Genomic DNA, 3,538 nt, shown 5'->3' on the forward strand with positions numbered 1-3,538 from the left:
CATCGATTGCACACAAACGGAACACGATTCCACGGAAATCCTTACACTACCGAACACCGTTGGAAGTATTTTTGAGTTACTTAGATGAAGCAGTTTTGTCTAGCTTAATTTGACAAATCAAATAAATTAAAGCAAAATATTAGACAAACCTAAAAAAAATAAGGTTGACCAAAATATTTTTAGAGGTTATACTAAAATTAGAAAAATTTAGTTTTTAAAGGAGGTTTTTATTTGTTAACTGTAAAAAAATTATCTGTTGCGTACTGCGATACACCGGTATTCAATAATTTATCCGTCCATTTTAATGCAGGGAAGATTACTGGCATTATCGGACCTAATGGAGCTGGTAAATCTACTTTAATCAAGGCAATATTGGGTCTTATTCATCCAAAATCAGGTAGTAGCGCGCTTGATGGTCATTCAATGGCAACAGTAAAAAAGAAGGTTGCCTATGTAGAGCAACGAAAGGATTTAGATCTCAGTTTTCCAATCAATGTCTATGATTTGGTTTTAACTGGTAGTTATGGAAAACTGGGATTGTTTAAGACTCCAGGAAAAAGCGAACGTGTTGCTTGTGATGCAGCTCTTGAGCAAGTTAAAATGACTGACTTTGCTAATCGGCAAATAGGTAATTTGTCAGGCGGACAATTACAGCGGGTATTCGTAGCTCGAGCAATTTTACAACAGGCAGAAATTGTTGTCTTAGATGAACCTTTTGTTGGAATTGATGTGGAAAGTGAGCGTGCCATCATGGCTATTTTAAAACAATGGCGAGACGAACAAAAAACCATTATCGTTATCCATCACGATTTAAATAAAGTTTATGATTACTTTGATGAATTAGTCATTATGAATCACGGAATCATTGACTTTGGGCCAACTCAAGAAGTCTACAATTCGAAGAATATCAGTAAAGCATTCAGTGATGACTTATCTTCAGTTCTATTTCAGGAGGTGAATTGAATGACTGCTCTCTCGGATTTTTTTCAAGCGTTAGGAAAATATGATTTCCTTCAAAGTGCATTAATCACTGCAATAATGGTGGGGATTATGTCTGGGATTATTGGGAGTTTCATCATTCTACGAGGAATGTCTTTGATGGGGGACGCTATTTCTCATTCAGTATTGCCAGGGGTTGCTGTTGCTTATATGTTAGGTATAAATATCTTGATTGGAGCATCTATTTTTGGTGTACTAGCTGCAATGTTAATCGGCTACGTGGCTTCTCATAGTAAAATCAAAGTAGATACTGCAATAGGGGTTGTCTTCAGCTTCTTTTATGCATTGGGATTCATTTTAATCTCTATGGCCGAAAGCTCAACCAATCTACACCATATTTTATTTGGAAACATTCTAGCTGTTAGTAATAGTGATATGATCACAACGGCAATTGTTTTAGGAATTGTGATTATTTTTGTACAAGTATTTTATAAAGAATTGTTAATCACTTCCATTGATCAGACCTTCGCTAAAACATATGGATTAAATACCCAACTAATCCACTATAGCCTTATGCTCGTCTTAACGCTAGTAACCGTATCAGCATTACAAACTGTCGGAATCATCTTAGTAGTGGCCATGTTAATTACGCCAGCTGCAACAGCATACTTTTGGACCGACCGCTTGTCCGTGATGCTTGTTTTCTCCGCTATATTTGGTGTTGTCGCATCAATTTGTGGTTTGTACTTCAGCTACACATTCAACTGGGCTTCTGGTCCAGCGATTGTTATTGTCGCAGCAGGGTTATTCTTAATTTCCTTTATCTTCTCACCAAAACAAAACTTGTTACATATACACAAAAATAGAAAAGAGGCGTAAATATGAAAAGAATATTAGTAACCATCGTAGTAGTGATCGCAACCGTCGCCGGAGTAATCTTTTTTGTCAACGGACGAAGTGGAGATTCCAAACAATCAACAGATTCCAAAAAAATCAGCGTAGTAACTACAAACTCGATTTTGGAAGACATGGTTAAAAATGTGGCTAAAGATCGCGTTGAACTATATAGTATTGTTCAACGCGGCGTGGATCCCCACGAGTATGAACCTAAACCGGAAGATATCTCAAAAGCAACAGATGCAACAGTTTTATTTCACAACGGACTGAATTTAGAAACTGGCGGTAGTGGTTGGTTCAAGAAGTTGGTAAGCACTGCTCATAAAGAATTCGATAAAGATGTTTTCGCCGCCAGTGAAGGTGTAACACCGGAGCACTTAACAACCAACGTCGAAGAAGAAGATCCTCATGCCTGGCTTGATTTAGCCAATGGTGTTCAATACGTCAAAACAATCACCAAAGTCTTAAAGGAAAAAGATTCAAAAAATGCAGATTATTACCAAACTAATTCTGATGCTTATATCAAAAAATTACAAAAGTTACATGAGGAAGCGCAATCAAAATTTCTCGATATTCCTGAATCACAGCGTTTATTGGTCACCTCAGAGGGTGCCTTCAAATACTTCTCAAAAGCCTATCATGTTGCGCCAGCTTACATTTGGGAAATCAATACCGAATCTCAAGGTACTCCCGAACAAATGAAAGCTGTGTTAGCTAAAATAGAAAACTCTGATGTCAAACATTTGTTCGTAGAAACCTCTGTTTCATCTAAGTCAATGAATAAAGTTGCCGATGAAACGGGATTAGAAATTTATTCCAAAATTTTTACTGATTCATTAGCAAAAGAAGGTTCCGAAGGCGATACCTACTATACAATGATGAAATGGAATCTAAACAAAATTCATGATGGTCTAGCTTAGCAATGTTAAAAACATATTGATATTTTAAAGTTTCCCTCTAAGTAATTATTCTTGTAGTTTATTTAGAGGGACGACTTTTGATGATTGAGCGGTCCTCAGATATCTCATTACGATAAGATATCATCAAAAGACAAATTATTACTTAGCTAATTTTTTTCTTAGGATTATTTTTAGATATGTTACATAAAGACACCCCAGTTTAATAACGTAGGATGCTACTGATTTTACTTGAAAGGAGAACTAACATTGACACCAACCCAAGAAAAGTATCTGCTAGTTATTGACAAACTTAGTAAAGATAAAAAGTTGGTAAGAAATAGACAGGTTGCTGATATCCTAGAGGTCAAGCCTTCTTCTGTTACAGAAATAATGGATAGACTGGTAAATCAAAATATGATTCAGCACATTTCTTATCAAGGTATTTTTTTAACATCCTCGGGTGAGGAACAAGTAGCTTTACTTAAAGAAAGACGTCTCATACTCTCAACTTTCTTAACATCATATCTCGGCATTTCTAGAACTGAGGCACCAGAAATTATAAATGAACTCCTACAAATTCATAGCTCTCTATTTTTTGAAAGACTTAAATGTTATATAGAACAGGAGACTATTGAAAGTCGTATCCAATATGATAAATACTTTTCATAAAATAAGTTGGAATGGCAACAGTTTTTTTGACAAATTTTATAAGGTGCAGAACTTCTTTCCGTATGCTATTCCGATTGTCCTTGACAATGAGCCTCCTCGGATGTGACGATCTTCGGCAGGAGCTAACAGTTAAA

Annotated in this window: 4 protein-coding genes and 1 pseudogene; all 5 read left to right on the top strand. The window is 36.0% G+C overall.

Translation table 11 applies throughout. From position 1 onward, the window contains the following. Nucleotides 1-113: pseudogene (locus ACEN33_RS11985) on the top strand (IS30 family transposase); the annotation flags it as partial. 118 nt (nucleotides 114-231) lie between these two features. Next, nucleotides 232-963 (top strand): metal ABC transporter ATP-binding protein, encoded by a 732-nt coding sequence (locus ACEN33_RS11990; RefSeq protein ID WP_007207888.1) that lies wholly within the window; start codon nucleotides 232-234, stop codon nucleotides 961-963. Further along, complete coding sequence (locus ACEN33_RS11995; protein ID WP_138405517.1) at nucleotides 964-1,818, top strand: metal ABC transporter permease; 855 nt, start codon at nucleotides 964-966, stop codon at nucleotides 1,816-1,818. A 2-nt stretch (nucleotides 1,819-1,820) separates the two neighbouring features. Next, on the top strand, nucleotides 1,821-2,756 hold the full coding sequence (locus ACEN33_RS12000) for a metal ABC transporter solute-binding protein, Zn/Mn family (protein WP_138405516.1): 936 nt from the start codon (nucleotides 1,821-1,823) through the stop codon (nucleotides 2,754-2,756). A 246-nt stretch (nucleotides 2,757-3,002) separates the two neighbouring features. Next, the gene (locus tag ACEN33_RS12005; protein ID WP_407095181.1) at nucleotides 3,003-3,404 is read left to right on the top strand and encodes a metal-dependent transcriptional regulator; all 402 of its coding nucleotides are present in this window, start codon (nucleotides 3,003-3,005) and stop codon (nucleotides 3,402-3,404) included. The last annotated feature ends 134 nt before the right edge of the window (nucleotides 3,405-3,538 follow it).

Source organism: Ruoffia sp. FAM 24228 (assembly GCF_045528575.1).
In the GTDB taxonomy this organism is placed as follows: Bacteria; Bacillota; Bacilli; order Lactobacillales; family Aerococcaceae; genus Ruoffia; species Ruoffia halotolerans.

Excerpts from the sequence above, each read along its gene's own strand:
- ACEN33_RS11995 (WP_138405517.1), top strand. The coding sequence starts at position 964 with ATGACTGCTCTCTCGGATTTTTTTCAAGCGTTAGGAAAATATGATTTC.
- ACEN33_RS12000 (WP_138405516.1), top strand. The coding sequence starts at position 1,821 with ATGAAAAGAATATTAGTAACCATCGTAGTAGTGATCGCAACCGTCGCC.